The following is a 15,910-nucleotide window of genomic DNA, read 5'->3' on the forward strand; positions in this document are numbered from 1 at the left end:
ATCCCCCGGTTCAGCAGTTCGACAGCGTGTAGGTGATCGCGTCGAGGATGTCGGCGCGCCGGCTCCCGATCCGGTCGCCGGACTCGCGCCACAGGTCGCGCAGGAAGTCCAGCCGGGCCACCCAGGCAGTCCGGTCGATCGGATCGAGGCAGTCCTCCGGCAGCGCGCCGTTGAGCGTGCCGGCCAGCCGCCCGGCGCGCTCCAGGAACTCGCGCAGCACCGCGTCCGGGTCGTTCAGCAGCCGCTCGCCGGAGATCTCGCGCAGGTCCAGGACCAGGTCGAAGACCGTGGCGTTGGCCCGGTCCAGCCGGTGCGCGGCGGTGCCCCGGGTCAGCGCCGCGGTCTCCGCGCGGGTGAGCTGACCGGCCACCATCAGCTGGAAGAGCAGGCCGTCCAGCGCGTACCGCTCCCGGCGGGTGCCGCCGGCGGACCGCAGGTAGTCGTAGACGAACGTGGCCGGCATCGGGCCCGCGGCCGGGTCGTACGGCGGCTCCACGTCCAGGAACGACGTCGCCGCCGGCACGAGCCGGGGTGCCTCTGCCGCGGGGAGGCCGCCGGCCCGGTCCGCGGCCGACAGCGCGGTCAGGAACGCCCGCAGCCGCAGGTCGCCGGGGTGCTGCGCGACCACGTCGCGAAGTTCACCGAGGATCTCCGGGGTACGCAGCCGCGCGTCGTTCGCCCGCTGGTACTGCTCCGCCCCGGCCCAGTCGGTGATCCGCAGCCACTCGGCCAGCGGCCGCGCGAGCGTGCGGGTGGCGACCGGCGTGACCTCGGCGGCGTAGCCGAACAGCTTCCCGTCCGGCGCCGGGTCCATCCTGGACGGGTTCGCCGCGCCGGGCTCGAAGAGCTGCCACACCGGTTCGAACCCGGCCATGCCCTGCAGCACGGTCACCGCGCCGCGGCCGAGCCGGACCGCGGTGAACGCGTCGAGTACCTGGTTCGTGCCCATGGTCGCGGCCACGATCGGGGACTCCCCCAGCCAGCCGTCGTGCCGGAGCATCTCGTCGAGCCGCCGGACCGCCTCCTTCGCGGTCTCCGGCGTGCCGCCGAGGCTGATCGCGATGACCGGGCCGCCGGCCGACGCCCGTACCCCGTCGGTGATCTGCTTCAGTGCCTTCGCGGCGGCCGGTCCGGAGAAGTCGCCGAGCGTCCGGATCGACCGGTCCCGGCCGGGCAGCGTCGCCGGGTCCACCGGGCGCGCGGCCGGCGTCGCGGACGGCGCCGGGCGGCTCGCGAACGGGTCCAGCGGCGATCTCGGCGCGGCGAACGGGTCCGATTCCGGCCGGGCGAACGGATCCGCCTTCGGCTTCGGCTTCGTGGCGGCGAACGGGTCCGTCGCGCCGAACAGGTCCGCGGGCGGTGCCGTGCCGAGCGCCGCCAGCCCGCCGGGCAGCAGGCCGGCCACGTCGCCGCCGCCGGTGGGTGCCCGGCCGGGCGCGGTCACGCGCGTCAGTGCCCGGCGGATCGCGTCGGCGATGTTGGTGCCGGTGACCACGCCGTGACTGGTGCCGTTCTCGAACAGCTCCCAGGTCGTCGGCTCCTCCATCGCCCGCTGGTACCGGTGCCGCTCGTTCGCGACCGGGTCGGTGAGCCCGGCGTGCCGGTCGATGTTGCGCGCCTGCGCCAGCACCCAGCCGTGCGTCGCCGCGGAGAGCGCCTCGCCTGCCCTCCGGTGATCGCCGCCGATCAGCACGACGTTCGCGGGGGTGGGCGCCGTGCCGGCGGCCGGGTCCTGGCGGATCGCGTCCAGCTCCTGCGTGATGACCGCGGTGGTACGGCCGCCGACCAGGTGGCCGGTCGGCATCGGGGTGGCCTCCCCGACCAGCGCGGTCCAGCCGGCGATCGGCCGGGTCACCGCGGCGGCCGCGGTGTCGCCCGCGTCGGTGCGGTCGCCAGCCAGGTGCCGCGCGCCGCTGACCGGCCGGGACGGCTGCAGTTCGGCCAGCGGGATGCGCACCTGCACGGTGGACGCCACGTAGACGGTGGAGACGACCGGTTCCGGGTCCACCGAGTCGCGCACGGTCGTGGCCATCGAGTGGATCTTCTCGCCGACCGCGTCCGCGAACCCCTGCTTCAGGCCCACCTGCACCGCGGCCCGGGTGATCCGGCCGTCGCTGGTCATCTCGCCGACCTTGGCACCGGCCATCTGGATCATCTCGCCGAGCTCGTGGAAGTCGCGCGGCGTCGTGCCCTTCACCTCGAACAGCACGTCGCGTTCGCGCAGTACGTACGGCACCCGGGTCTGGTCGGTGCCACCGGCCGCGTGCGGCACGATCCGCTGGCCGCGCCGGTCGACGTGGGAGACCGTGGCCGCGGAGCTGTTCTGCTTGCCGCCCGGGATCGTGATGCCCGGGTAGGTGACGTTCATGAACGTCTGGTTGCCGGGCGCGGCACCGTACTCCGGGCGGATGTTGTAGTAGCCGCCGCCGCCCGTGCTGCCCGGCGCGGTCGGCGCACCACCGGGCAGTACGGCCTGCCGGCGCTCGACGCCGTCCCCCTGCCGCGCGGTCGCCTCGTCGCCCGGCGCCGTGGTCCCGCCCAGGTTGTACGACTGGATCAGGGAGAGGGAGACGCCGTACACCTGCGCGGTGCTGGCCGTGGTCGTGGTGCTGGTCGCGTAGATCGGGAAGTACTCGAAAACGCCCGGCGTCAGCTCACCGGGACTGAACCGCTGCGGGTTCCCGTGCTGGTCCACGTAGGTGTCCAGCGGCGACCGCCACGCGCTCGCCTTCACCGGCTTGATCTCCAGATCCAGCTCGTGCGCGAGACCGGCGACGTTGTTCAGCACGGTCAGGTCCACGCCGCCGTTGCTCATCAGCGCGTACGTGTTGGCGCCGCCGACCTCGTTGTCCAGCAGCTCCTGGATCTCCGTGGGGTCGGCGGTCGGCAGCACCCTGGCGGCCGCGTCCGCCATCAGGTGCGCCGCACCGAACCGGCTGATCCGGAACCGCTCGTTCAGCCCGTCGAACGGCGCCCAGGTGCCGACCTCGGCCGCGGTGAAGTGCGGCTGGGCGGCCGTGCCGGTCATCGGCTGTGTCCCGGCGACCGTGACCGGGTGCGGCACGGTTCCGGCCGGGCCCGGGTCGAAGAGCGTCGCCGGGCGGTTCTGGTTCGCCGGTGGCGCGGTGGTCAGCCGGTCGGTGCTGCCGTCCTCCTTCATGAACTCCAGCGACACGTTCGCCCGGTGCCAGTTCACGCCCGGGGAGGTGCGCACCCAGGTCAGCCGCGGCCGGTGCGCGTCCCACGCGGCGCCGAGCCGGGCGGAGGCCGAGGACAGCACCCACTCCTTCAGCGGCGTCACCGTGACCTTGACGCCCAGCTCCAGCGGCACGCTCGCGCGGGCCAGGTTGCCGCCGGACTTGGTGATGAACCGGTGGACCTGCTGCTCGCGGTGCCGGTTGCCCTTGTTGTGCTGCCGGTACGCGTCGCCGGAGCCGGTCGCGCCGGTCAGCCGCACGTTCTCCTGCCGGCTCGGCAGCGGGTGGCCGGTGCCGGCGACCCGCAGCGCCCAGCTGTAGTCGCTGTCGTTCTGGCTGCGCTGCTTGTGCTTGCCGGACATGCCGTGCATCTCGAGGTCGGCGCCCCGGTGCGGGACGCCGTAGAGCTCGGTCGGATCGCCGGCCGGCGGGGTGGAGCTGTACCGGGCGGCCGGCCGGGCCAGCACCTCCACCTCGACGACCCGCGCGCCGAGCGTCGCGTGCACGGTGGTGACCTGCGCGACCCGGCCCAGCCGGACCGGATCGTTCGTCTCACCGGCGCTGAAGAACCGGCGGACGCCGGTGCGGCTGCCGACGGACGAGGTCAGCACACCGATCGACTCGTACAGGCCGGCCTTGTAGGTGGTCGAGCCCGGGTCGAGCACGCCCGGCAGCTTCGCCTTCACCTGGCTCACGGCCTCGTCGAACAGCGCCCGGGCCAGCAGCGGTGGCGGTGGGGCGACCGGCGCGGTCCCGGCCGGGGGCGCGGGCGGCGGCGCGGCCGGTTCGAGCTGCACGTCGAGCACGGACGCGTCACCGAGACCCTGCCGGCCGGAGATGCGCCGGGGCAGGTAGTAGACCTCCTCACCGGCGGCCGGGGCGGTGCCCGGCGCGCGGAACAGGATCCGCTTGGCGTCCAGCACCTGGCCGAGTAGCGCGTCGTCGAGGCCGCTGACGAACTCGGGCCCGGCCCGGGTGCCGTCCGGCAGCGTCCGGCCGGTGTCCACCGGCCGGGTCGCGTCGTGCGGCCAGGTGGTCTCCAGGCTGTGCCAGAGCGTGGCCAGGTCGTTCACGCTGACCAGCGACTCGATCGCGTCGGACACGTCGAGCGCGAACCTGCGCGTGTCCGCCGTGCCGCCGCCGAACGCGGACTTCGCGCTGCTCGCCGGGTTGCGGGCCGCGAACGTCGAGGTGCCGATGTAGGTGACCGGGATCGCGACCGAGTGGACCGGCAGCTCGTAGTTGTTGATCCGGTAGTCGATGCCGGTGTGCGTCGCCGATCCGCTCTCCCGGTGCCCCCGGCCGGCCCGCACCTGACCGCCGGCGTTGCCGTACCGGAACGAGACGCCCGGCCCGGCGCTGTGGTTGCGGTCGGTGTTGCCCTGCCGGATCAGCTCGTGGCTGTCGAAGAGCTGGTTACCGTCCTCGACGTAGGTGCTGTTCTGCGCGCCAGGCCGGGCCGGGATCAGGCCGGGCACTCCCCGGACGTACGCCTGCAGCTCGTAACGTCCCTCCGGGACCGAGAGCGCGCCGTCCTCGAACGCCTGCTCGGTCGAGTGCGAGCTGCGCATGATCGGGTCGATCGCCGCGATCAGCCGTGCCTCGGTCAGGAACGCGCGCCGGGCCTGACCGGTCAGGGTGGCGTCGCTGCCCGGGTTGTGCCCGACCAGCGACGCGTACCGGCGCGCGCCGAACATGGCCCGGGTGTCGTCCCGGAACGCGGTGTTCAGCGCCGCGGAGCCGCGCACGCCGGTGACGCCGGACAGGTTGGGCAGCGCCGGCCCGTGCCGCAGCCGGGCCTCGTCGGCGGCGGTGACCGGCCTCGACCGCGCCGGCAACGCGGTGCGCGTCTGCGGGGTCGCGGTGACGCGCATGTCCGGCGCCCAAATGTCCATCGTGGCCCGCTGGGTCTCGCCGGACTCGGTCGAGTACGTCTTCCAGGGGTTCAGCGCGCCCTCCTGGTAGATCTCCGCGTCGAGCTGCATGTCCACGGTGAACTTGTGCACCGGCTGGCCCGCGCTGCTGGAGAGGATCACCGACCGGGCCGTCACCTGCCCGCTCACCGAGGAGACCGAGTTCTCCACCGAGTGGCCGATCGGCGTACCGCTGATGGTGAAGGTGTTCCAGGGGTGCTTGGCCGCCTTCTCCTCGATGATCGCCGGCACCTCGGGCGGCGGTGTGCCGTCCGGCACGCCGGGCATCTTCTTGAGCGGGATGTTGCCGTTGACGTTCACGCCCCACCGTTTGGTGGTGAAGTGCGACCGGATCCGCTCGCTGCGGAAGAACGAGTCCACCGACGTGTTCATCCGCATCTCGGTGGTGCTGCCGTGGTGCGTGGGCGTGGTGCCCGCCACCGGCCGCGCGAAGTAACGCACCCACAGCCGCTTGAGGCCGGCCTTCGTGGCGCGCTCGAACGGCACCCAGATGCCGTCGCCGCGCAGGTCGTCGGCCATCGCCTCGCGGTAGAAGCTCGAGGTGACGTCGAGCAGCCGCCGGTGGTTGAGCGCCTGCCGGGCGTCGCCCGCGCCCTGGGCCGCCAGGTAGTCGTTGTTGTGCAGCTGGGAGCGGACCCAGTCGTCCACGGACGCGGGCCGGGGGCTGCCGGCCGGCCGGGGCGTCGTGTAGTCCCGTCCCTCGATCCGCAGGTTCTCGTAGATGACCAGGCCCGGTGCGTCGCCGTCGGCCATGCCGTGCGTCATGTGCATGCCACCGGCGTTGCCGAGCGTGTACGGCACCCACCGCGCGCGCATGCCCTCCTGGTCCGCGGCGCGCCCGGTCCAGGTCTCGCGCTGCGCCGGTGCCGCGTCGGTCCGACCGTCGACCAGCAGCTCGACCGTGAACCGGGTGTCCAGGTCCGCGACCATGCCGCGGGTGATGCCGCCCGGGTAGCCGGGCGTGGCGTCCTTCGCGGATCGCAGGCCGCGGCCCATCTCCGAGTTCGTGCCGGTGTTCGTGCCGACCGTGACGCCGTGACCGGCCGCGCCGGTCGCGGACGCGCTCATCGAGCCGTAGGTACCCGCGACCGTGGTCTTCTCGATCGGCGCGAAGATGCCGGTCAGGCCCGCGTTCACGCTGCCCTCGGCACCGCTGCGCAGCCGCGCCGAGCCGCGCTCCTGCACCCGGATCTGGTGGTAGAACTCGAGCGTGTTGTTCGTGGTCTGGGTGACGATCCGGTTGTCCGCCGCGGGCGCCGGCACCGCCCTGAGCCGCAGGATCCCGATCTCCTTGCCGTCCACGTCCCGCAGCGTGTTGGAGAGCAGACCGTCCCGTCGCAGCCGGGAGAGGCTGCTGTGGGTGTTGCCGAAGCCGCTGAACTCCAGCACCTCACGCTGCGACTCCGGGCTGAGCCGGAACGTGGCACGGTTCGCGCCGGTGAACCCGGCCAGCCGGGGCAGCACGCCGAGGATGTGCCTGCCGATCCCGGCCGGGTCGTGGAACGTGTCCAGCGACATCAGCTCGTTCGCCAGCTGCGCCTCGGCCGGCGGCTGCGTGATCGCCGGCCGCTGCGGCATCGCCATGTGCTCGGGGAAGTTGACGGTGAGCCGGGTCCGGACCGGCGGGGTCACCGCGGTCATCGGCGTAGCGGTCATCGGCGTAGCGGGCGCCGGCACGGTGGGGTCGGGCAGCGGCTTGCTCGCCGGCTCGGCCGACGCGGTCCACGCCACCGTGTACGAATGCGCGTACCCGGGCCCGCGCAGGCGCTCGACCGTGCCCTGTCCCGCACCCAGGTCGGTGTTCGTGATCCGGGTGTACTTGTTGTGCGTGACACGCAGCGTCCCGGCGAGGTTGAAGATCCGGAACGGTCCCCAGCTGATCGGGATGAACGGCTGCACGCTGACCGGGTACTCGCCGACCGTCGACGTCTGCTGCCCGGTCGTGTTCGACGACGCGTGATACTTGCGGTTCTCGCCGTGGTTCGTCATCGGCGTCGGGTAGTCCGGGAGCACGTCCGGCTCCTCGTTGCGGGTCAGGGTGGCCCGGATCGTCACCCGCAGCGCGTGGTCACCGGTGCCGATCACGTGGATGCTGCCCGACTTCCCGGTCGCGGACGGCAGGTCGCCGGTCAGCGCGAGCGGCGTGGTCAGCCAGTCGATCTCCTCGCTCATCTGCTCGCGCTGGGTGTGGTGCACGCTCGGGCCGATCCGCGCGTGCACCATCCGCCGGACCGCCTCGGCGTCCGCCTCGGCCATCGACAGCTCCGAGCCGACGCTCAGGTAGCTGTGCGCGCTGTCGCCGGCGGGGTCGTCCCGGTCGCCGAACCGGGTCAGGTCCTCCTGCGTGGCGACCTGGGTGTCCAGCCCGCCCAGCCGGGTCCGCGCGTCGCCGAGCTGCCGTGCCGCCGCCCGCTGCTCGGCCCGGGCCTGCTGTAGGTCCCAGCCGGTCAGGAAGAGCCGCTGCCGCATCTCGCCGGGAGTCGGGTGCCCGCGCAGCGCCGTCCGCGCGTTGGTGAGCGCGGTCTCGGCCGCGGTGTGCGCGTTCGCCGCGGTGGTGTGCGCCAGGTCCGCCGCGTCGTACGCCGTCTGCTGCCGGCCGAGGGCCGCGTCCGCCGCCCGCTGTTCCCGTTCCGCTTTCGCCGCCTTCGCGTCCGTGCTGTTCGCCTTGGCCTCGAGCCCCGGCCGGGCGCCCCGGTTCGCCTCGATCCGGGCCTCGATCCGCGCGATCTGCGGGTCGTCCGGCTCCGGTCCGACCGGATCGGCCCGGTGCGCCTGCCGCAGCGTCGCCAGCGCCTGCCGGGCGTCGGTGAGCTCCCGCTCCAGGTCCGTGCGTTGCTGGTCCGCCGTGGTCAGCGCGGTGCTGGCCGCGTCGGCCTCCCGCCGGAGCCGGGTCGCGGTCGCCGCCGCCTGCTCCGCCGTGGCGCGCGCGTCCGCGAGCGCCTCGATCGCGTCACCCAGCAGCCGTGCCGCGTCGTGGCGTTGCTGGTGTCGGGTCTGGGCGTCCTGTGCCGCCCGGTCGGCGAGCTGGGCGGCCCGCTCCGCGTCCGGGATGGACGGCCGGGTGCCGTCGCCGCTCGCCGGGGCACGGAGGCCGTTCAGCTGGCCGGCGGTGCGGGTGACCCGGGTGGTGGCCGCCCGCTCCTGCGGCGTGAGCATGTCGTCGACCAGCCGCTGGGCCTCGCGCCGCAGCGACGACGCCTGCGCGGAGGTCAGGCCGTTCGCGGCCGTCGGAAAGCTCTGCGCGGCGTCGGTCAGGATCCGCAGCTGCTCGGCCTGGTTACGGGCGACGGTGAGCGCCTGGTCCGTCTGCTGGAAGGCCTGTTCGAGCGGAGGGATCTGCCGTACGGCGGCCTGGAATCCGCCCATCAGGGTCTCCTCGGCCCGCAGCGCGCTCTCCCGCGCCTCCACCAGGTCCTTCCGCTCCTGCGCCCGCCGGTCGACCGCGCTCTGGGCCGCGGCGAGCCGGGTGGCCGCGGCCGGGGTGGTGTCCACCTCGGCCAGCGTCACCTCGCTCTCCGCCCGGCTGACCGCCAGCGCGGCGTCCGCGATCCGCCGTTCGAGGTCGCGGATCGCCTGCCGCCCGTCCGCGTAGCGCCGCTCGAATCCGTCGGCGGTGTCCCAGGCGTCGCGGAGCGCCTGGGCGGCGTTCTCCGCGGCGGTGCGCCGGGTGACCATGTCGTTCAGCGCGACCCGGTACGACGCGATGAACCCGGCCAGGCTCGGTGCGGCGGGCGCGGCCGGCGGGACCGCCGCGGGGGCCGCGGAGGCCGCCAGCCGGTTCGCCTCCGCCGTCAGTCCGGCGAAGCGCGCGGGGGGCAGGACGCCGGCCGGCACCGACGCGGGCGGGTCCAGCGCCGCGCCCGCGACGTCCGCTACCTCCGGCCCGCCGGCCCAGCCGCTCTGCCGTGCCGCCGCCGGGGTCCGGCTCGGCGCCGCGTCGATCGGCCGGGTGTCCACGCCGGTGCCGGTGACACCGACGAACCGCAGGCGCATCGGGTCCACCGGCGCGGTGGCCTGCGCGTGCGTCTGCGTCTCGTAGAACGCGATCCCCTCGAACGGGTCCGTCGTGCCGGCCCGCACCGGCCGCACCCGCCGCGCCACGAACGCGTGGCTGGCCGCGCCGTACTCGGTGCCGACGATGACGAAACCGGTCGCGCCCGGCACCGGCAGCGCGGCCGCGATCGTCTCCATCCGGTCCGTGTCCCTCATCCGGCCGTTCTCCACGACGAACGGCAGCACGTCCACGTTGGTCAGCTCCATCGGGACGGACAGGAACTGCTTTCCCGGGTCCAGCATCTGGGCGACCGCGGCGATCGACGAGATGACGCAGTTCGTGATCCAGTCGAGGCCCGCCGTGACGCGGTCCTGGTTCAGGCCGGCGAGCTGCGGGAACTGCGCGCGCAGCGTGTCCACCGCGGCCGCGTCGCCGACCGGCTGCCAGCCCGAGGTGTCGGGCCGGCCCGCCGGGAGCGGGCGCGGGACGGTCGCGGGGTCTATCAGGTGCACGGACGTACCGGTCGCGGTCAGCGCGGCCCGGTCCAGCGGGTGGTCCGGATCGAACCGCCGGATCGGGTCGCCGTCCGAGGCCAGGTCCACCCACCACAGCGCGCCGTCGTGCGCGGCCAGCCAGAGCAGGGTGTCGCCCCGCCGTACCAGCGCGATCTGGTCCGGCCGTTCGAGAAGCTGCCGGATCACGGTCTCCGGGCCGGCGGCCGGCGGCGGGTCGCTCCAGAGGCGGAGCAGGTCGTCCGCGGTCAACGGGTCCCGGTCGGGCGTGCCGGGGAGCCCGAGCGCGACGCCGGCCGCCAGCTGGAGACCGGCCTGCCAGCGCTTCGCCCCGGCGAGCGCGCCGGACCGCGGCATCCGCAGCTCCTCGCGCCGGGCGGCGAGGCTCGCGACCAGCTCTCCCAGCCGCTGCCAGGGTGTGCGGGAGGGATCGAGCGTGAGTGTGGCCGCGGTGCCGAGTGCGGCCCGCATCAGCGTCAGGCCCTTCGGCAGCACCCGCACGAACTCGCCCGTCGGCGCCGGCCGGCCGTCCCGGTCCACCCGGATCACCCGCGGGGAGAGGTCGATCCAGGACTCGTAGGGCACGCTGATCGGCACGCCGACCGCGTCGGCCGCGGTCAGCCAGGTCCGCACCGCGGTCTGCTCGGTGCCGGCGACCGGATAGGCGGCGATCCGCGCGTGCTGGCCGGGCAGCAGGTCGCTGGCGACGCGCTCGACCGCGCCCAGCGCGGCCGGGTCGGTCAGCGACGCGTGCGACAGGAAGAACGCCGGGCCGTTCTCCCGGGGTGCCTGCAGCGCCCGGACCACGGCCAGCAGGTCGACCGGCACATCCATCGGGTACGGATGGAACAGCGCGCCGTTCCCGGTCACGATCAGCCGGCCGTCCGGGCACAGGCTCGACAGGGGTCCTGCCGTAGGCGTACCGACCATGTCGTACTCCCCTCATGCTGCCGCCGGATAGTGCACACGTCGTCGCAGCCCGATTACGGGAGTCACTCAGGTCAAGTTCATCTATGGTTTGTTAATTGTTCAGTCCTGGAATGTGTCAGGCATGTTGTGCCGCCGAACCCGCTGTTCAGCGGCCCGGGAATGGTTAAGGCGAGGTTGCCGTGCGGCAGATTCAGGCCGCGGCGAGCTGGTTCCGGCCGCCGCGCTTGGCGAGGTAGAGCCGGGCGTCCGCCCGGTCGTAGAGGTCGCGGCCGGACTCGCCGGCCACGCACTGCGCCAGGCCCATGGAGAGCGTGACCCGCAGGCCGGGCGCGATCTGGTGCCAGTCGCGGGTCAGGATCACCTGCCGGATGCGCTCCGCGACCACCCGGGCCTCGCGCTCGCCGACCGCGAGGAACATGGCGAACTCGTCGCCGCCGAACCGGATCGCGACCTCGTCCGCGCGGCAGTGCGCGCGCAGCACGGCCGCGATCTCGCCGAGCACGCGGTCGCCGACACCGTGCGAGTACCGGTCGTTGATGCCCTTGAACTCGTCCACGTCGATCAGCAGCAGCGAGCCGACATCGTTCAGGTGCTCCATCCGGCGATCGAACATGCGCCGGTTGCCGAGGCCGGTGAGCGCGTCCGAGCTGGCCGCGTGGTCCGCGCGGGACCTGGCAGCCTCCAACTCCACCCGGCGCATGGCCTGGCGCAGCATGGTGCGCCGGTCCAGCCGCAGCCGCCACAGCGACTCCACGTGCAGGCGCAGCGCGGCGAACACGGTCGCGGTCGCCTCGCCCGGCGACTCGCGCAGCGCGAGGCGGGCCAGCTCGTACCGGTAGAGCAACCGCTGCGACGCGAGCACGGCCAGTTCCAGGCCGGCCTGGAACTCCCGGCGCGCACCGCGCAGGTCGCCCTGGTCGCGCAGCACGATGCCGTGCGCCAGGTGCAGCAGGCGCGCCTCGTGGCTCTGCCCGGCCGCCCGCATGCGCACCAGCAGCCGGTCGACCTGCTTCATCGCCTCCGCGTGGTCGCCCTGCTTGGCCGAGCCCAGCGCGAGCAGCGCGAACGCCAGCGGGGAGTCGATGTCCAGGTCGGTCCACCGGCGCACCAGCGTCACGGCCTTGGCGACCTCGACCGCGGCCTCCTCGGCCCGGTCCACCTGCTCCAGCCGGACCGCCCACTCCAGCAGCAGCTCCACGTACTGCAGCTCCGCCGAGGTGCGCCACAGCTCCGGCGCCTCCGACGCGCTCAGCGTCCGGCGCATGATCTCGTCGGCCAGCTCGAACAGCTCCGCGTACTTCGCGGCCTCGCACAGCGACGCCATCGCGGAGAAGTAGCGGGGCCCGCCGGTCGGCACGGTGTCCAGCACCAGCGTGGCCCGCGCGATGTAGTTCAGGCCCTCGTCGATCCGGGCGATGCTGATGTTCGCCCGCGCGGTGTCCGCCATGATCTTGGCGTCGGTGGCCCGCGGCCCGCCGTAGTAGGTGTCCGCGATCAGCGCCTCGCCGATCGTCAGCGCCTCGTCGTGGCGGCCCAGCGCGGCCAGCGCGTACATCCGGCCGAGCCGGGCCACGCGCCAGGTGCGCTGGTCACCCAGGATCAGCAGGATCGCCTCGGACTCGTCCGCCGCGGCCAGCCCTTCCGTGTGGTGCCCGCGGATGGTCAGGTCGTGCACGTGCAGCGCGAGGCCGGGGAACGGACCGTAGGGCGACACGGGCACCGGCAGGTGATCATTGCGCACCAGCGTGTCCTCCCGTCCTGCCCCGTGCTCGACTTCCAGCCGACCCCTACGGTCGGCGGCGAAACCGCGAAGGTGAGGTCTCCCGCGCGGTTCACGACATCTCCGGCACGAGTGATCGATCCGCAGACGCGGATTGTACGCAGCCTCCGTACCCCGACCGCCCGGGAACGCGCGATGTCCGGTTCGAGGTGACGACCCTCCTGACCGGTTATCGGCAGTATTGCGACGAACTGTAGCTCGGCGTCACTCCCGCTCATCCCGGCGTCACTCCCGCTCAGCCGGCGTCACTCCCGCTCAGCCGGCGTCACTCCTGCCAGATGCGCCGGAAGCGGAGGCCGAGCACCGCGGCCGCGACCAGCGCCACGATGACGACGATGACCAGGAACACCGAGTCGTCCTCGCCGGGCTGCCCGCCGGCCGTCAGCGGCGCGCCGGGGTCGCCACCGGTCTCGCCCGGCAGGTCCCGGCTCACCGCCTCGGCCGGGTCGACCATCCCCCAGCCGTAGAGCACGTCCGGGCGCCGGACGTCGGTCATCGGTTCCGCGGTGTCGAGCACCCGGTGCCGGACCTCCGTCACGGTCAGCTCCGGGTAGGCCGCGCGGACCAGCGCCACCGTGCCGGCGACGTAACCGACCGCGTAGTCGCCGCCGCTGACCGGGCCGTCGCCGCCGGGAGTGGCGACGTTCACACCCGGCGCGGAGATGTCCACCGCACCCCGCCGGTAGTCCGCCGCGGGCCGACCGTCCGCGCCGACCCCGGCAACCCGGATGACGCCGTCGGACAGCGTCGGGCCGGACGGCGGGCCGACCGGCGCGGCCATCACCACCACCGCGCCGCCCTCGACGGCCGACGCGACCGCCTCGGCCACGTCCGCCCGGGTGACGTCCACGGCCGCGCTCAGCGCCAGCACGGCCACGTCCGCCTCGGCCGCCGCCTCGACGCCCGCGGCCTGCACCTCGGCCGTCGCGTCCGGCCCGGTGGTCAGGATCCGCACCGGCAGCACGGTCGCGTCCGGCGCCACGCCGCTGAACCCGCCGTCGCCGGGCGCGCGACCGGCGATGATCGCCGCCATCGCGGTGCCGGAGCCGAGGCAGTCGGCGTCGGCCCGGTCCGTCGTGCCGGCCGCGTTCACGCCCGGCTCGACCCGGCCGGCCAGCTCCGGCAGCGTGCGATCGACGCCGGAGCCGACCACCGCCACCGTCTGCTCCTCGCCGCGGCTGCGCCCCCACGCCTGGTTCGCGGCCACCCGCAGCGCGGCCCAGTCCGGGCCGGCCTCGGAGCCCGGCCGTGCACAGGCGTCCTCCGGCGGGGCCAGGCTCGGGCTCTCCGGTGGGGCCGGGCCCGTGCTCTCCGGCGGGATGCCGTACTCCACCCCCTCGCCGTAGGCGTCCCACGGCAGCAGCAGCACCCACCCGGCCCGCAGGCGCGCCGGGTCGGTCAGCACCGTGCCGTCCGGCTGCGCGCGCCCGGTGTTCAGATGCATGATCTGCGAGTAGCGAGCGCGGTCGTCGAGCAGGCGGACCGCCAGGTCGTAGAGCGTCTCGCCGCCGTCGGAGACCACGTAGTACTTCACGAAGCTCCGCTCCGGCGGCGCGGCGCCGGCCGGTGCCCCAGCCAAGGCCGGTGCCCCGGCCAGGGCCAGCGTGAGCAGCACCGCCGCCGCCACCCGAACAAGCGCCCGGGCCTCGCCGCGGCCCGTCTCCCACGTCGATACAGGCGCTGGACGGTCAGTCCCGGTCATGCCGCGTGTAGCCCCGCTCGTCCAGCGCACCCCGCAGCGCCCGCAGCGCGTAGAACGTCCGCGACTTCACGGTCCCGGCCGGCACGTCCAGCACCTCGGCCGCCTCCGCGACCGTCCGCTCCTGGTAGAAGATCTCCACCAGCACGGTACGGAGACGCTCCGGCAGCACCGCGATCGCGGCCCGGACCTCCCGGTCGTCGAGCCGGGCCGCCAGGTCGATCTCGGCCGCGGCCACCTCCGGCATCAGCTCGTCCGGCGCCTCCGCCGGGCGGGCCGCGGCCGCCCGGATGTTGTCGATCACGATCCGCCGGGCCACCGTGCACAGCCAGCCACGGCTCCACCGGCCGTCCGCCATCCGCGCGTCCGGGTTCTTCCAGGCGCGCACCATCGTCTCCTGGACCACGTCCTCGGCCCAGTGGGCGTCGCCCTTGACGAGTTGCCGGACATAGGCGAGCAGCACCGGCCGGTGCACCCGCTGCAGGTGTTGGAGCGCCGCCTCCGGCGTCTCACCCGTCGCTTCGGAGTCCCCGGCGTCCTTGCGAGGGATCGAGGACGTGCTGTTCACCATTCACCACCAAGGAGATCAGGTGGACGCGCGTGTGGGCATGTCCGTCAACTGGTTGCATCCGTGCGCCGCTCGCGGGTCAGCGCGGCGGCGTACTGCTGGTCGCCGTGCGGAAGTCGGCCGTCACCACGGCGCCCCCGCCCGGCCCGGTCACGGTGAACGACACGATCTCGCCGATCTCGCCGTCCAGCCGGCCGGACAGGTCCTGCACCTCCCCGGTGTCCGCCCAGCTCGCGACCAGGACGATCTCGCCACCGGCCACCGTGGCGTAGAGGCGGTAACCGGTGCCGGCGGTCAGACCGGACACCGTCGCCTCGACGAGCGCGCCGCCCTGCTCCTGCTCGCTCACCACGACGGAGAGCGACGCCGCGCCCTCCCGGCCGGTGGCGGCGACCGTCTCGTAGCCGTCCGCGGGTGATCCGGTCAGCCCGCGCAGCAGCGCCACCCCGGCCAGGCCCGCGGCCAGCACGGCCACGGCGAAGAGCGCGCCGGTCAGCACCAGCGCCCGCCGGCGGCGACTTCGCGGCGGCCGGGTGCGGTCCCGGGTCTCGCGCGCGGGACGCACGTTCCGGACCGCCGGGCGTTCCTCGGGACGCTTCTCCGAGACCACCGGCACGACCTCGGGGGCCGCCCCGGCCGGCTTCTGCGAGGGCACCGCACCGAACTCGTCGATGACCTCCCGCCGGCCGTCCCCCTCGACCAGTGCGAGCGTCGCGACCAGCTCGATGACCTCGTCCGCGGTCTCCCGGCAGCGGACACACCCGGCGAGGTGACGCTCGATCTCGTCACCCTGCTCGATCGGCAGCGCATCCATGTAGTACGCACCGAGCAACTCGGTGACCGGATGCCGATCCGTGTCGTCCATCAGCACGTTGAACCTCGGGTCTTCGGGGCAGGAACCGCGAGTCACGATGCTCCCACCACTGTGGCCGATCGAGCAACAACCGGTGACCTTCGATACCGCACATCGGCGAGCGCCTCGCCGAAGCTCCACGGAGAGCCATTGACGGGCTTCGCCCAGAGTCACCGTTCTCCCGCTTCCGGCGTGCCCACTCCGGGCATGCTCCCGCGGGCACCGGTCCAATGCCACGTAGCCTATTTTGATCATGCTCTTTGGCCTGCGCGTTCGCACACCCGTGCCCGTCTTCGACTGTCCGCCGCCGGATGCGGCGAAAGGATTTCCGCAGGCCGGCGCGCTGCTGCCGGGCCGGCCTCGGGTCAAACTCGACTTGGGCTAAGTGGCATCGGCCGCCGGTCTCACGCAGTCCAGCCTCCCCGCAAAGTCCGCCGCCACTC

At 73.9% G+C, this 15,910-nt stretch carries 5 protein-coding genes; all 5 read right to left on the reverse strand.

Annotated features, from left to right (window positions below):
• Nucleotides 1-10: 10 nt before the first annotated feature.
• The 5 genes from J2S43_RS23355 to J2S43_RS23375 all read right to left on the reverse strand — a co-directional run bounded on the left by J2S43_RS23355 (nucleotide 11) and on the right by J2S43_RS23375 (nucleotide 15,479).
• Complete coding sequence (locus J2S43_RS23355) at nucleotides 11-10,567, reverse strand: hypothetical protein (protein ID WP_306832578.1); 10,557 nt, start codon at nucleotides 10,565-10,567, stop codon at nucleotides 11-13.
• A gap of 190 nt (nucleotides 10,568-10,757) precedes the next feature.
• Nucleotides 10,758-12,308 carry a tetratricopeptide repeat-containing diguanylate cyclase gene (locus tag J2S43_RS23360; protein WP_306832580.1) on the reverse strand — a complete coding sequence of 517 codons (1,551 nt, stop codon included), beginning with the start codon at nucleotides 12,306-12,308 and terminating at the stop codon, nucleotides 10,758-10,760.
• A gap of 304 nt (nucleotides 12,309-12,612) precedes the next feature.
• Nucleotides 12,613-13,974, reverse strand: a complete 1,362-nt coding sequence (locus J2S43_RS23365) for a S8 family serine peptidase (protein WP_306832582.1) — start codon at nucleotides 13,972-13,974, stop codon at nucleotides 12,613-12,615.
• A 61-nt stretch (nucleotides 13,975-14,035) separates the two neighbouring features.
• On the reverse strand, nucleotides 14,036-14,617 hold the full coding sequence (locus J2S43_RS23370) for a sigma-70 family RNA polymerase sigma factor (protein ID WP_306832584.1): 582 nt from the start codon (nucleotides 14,615-14,617) through the stop codon (nucleotides 14,036-14,038).
• A gap of 76 nt (nucleotides 14,618-14,693) precedes the next feature.
• On the reverse strand, nucleotides 14,694-15,479 hold the full coding sequence (locus tag J2S43_RS23375) for a zf-HC2 domain-containing protein (protein ID WP_306832586.1): 786 nt from the start codon (nucleotides 15,477-15,479) through the stop codon (nucleotides 14,694-14,696).
• Between the last annotated feature and the right edge of the window lie 431 nt (nucleotides 15,480-15,910).

This window comes from Catenuloplanes nepalensis, from assembly GCF_030811575.1.
GTDB lineage: Bacteria > Actinomycetota > Actinomycetes > Mycobacteriales > Micromonosporaceae > Catenuloplanes > Catenuloplanes nepalensis.

Bases quoted from the DNA above. Each gene is read 5' to 3' on its own strand.
- J2S43_RS23355 (WP_306832578.1), bottom strand. From the start codon at position 10,567: ATGGTCGGTACGCCTACGGCAGGACCCCTGTCGAGCCTGTGCCCGGAC.
- J2S43_RS23370 (WP_306832584.1), bottom strand. From the start codon at position 14,617: ATGGTGAACAGCACGTCCTCGATCCCTCGCAAGGACGCCGGGGACTCC.
- J2S43_RS23375 (WP_306832586.1), bottom strand. From the start codon at position 15,479: ATGGACGACACGGATCGGCATCCGGTCACCGAGTTGCTCGGTGCGTAC.